Annotated in this window: 1 pseudogene; it reads left to right on the top strand. The window is 62.8% G+C overall.

Features of this window, described 5'->3' with window-relative positions:
• Positions 1 to 269: pseudogene (locus EOD29_RS32000) on the top strand (family 20 glycosylhydrolase); the annotation flags it as partial.

The following is a 269-nucleotide window of genomic DNA, read 5'->3' as shown; positions in this document are numbered from 1 at the left end:
GGTCTATTACCTCGACATGGCGCTCAGGCCCGACTGGGATGAGCCCGGCGCCAGTTGAGCGGGGACTTCGGACGCGGAGAAGCTCTACAATTTCGATCCCATCGGCGGCTGGACGGCGAGCCAGAAACAGAAACTCCTCGGCATTCAAGCCTGCATCTGGTCCGAGCCGATGACCGATCGCGCCGTTTTCGACCGCCTCGTCTTCCCCCGCCTTTCCGCACTTGCCGAAACCGGCTGGACGAAGCCTTCGTCCAAGTCGTGGGAGCGCT

It is taken from the genome of Mesorhizobium sp. M1A.T.Ca.IN.004.03.1.1, assembly GCF_003997555.1.
Classification (GTDB): domain Bacteria; phylum Pseudomonadota; class Alphaproteobacteria; order Rhizobiales; family Rhizobiaceae; genus Mesorhizobium.
The sequence above is the reverse complement of the archived record's forward strand: the minus strand, read 5'-3'. Positions and strand labels throughout refer to the sequence as shown.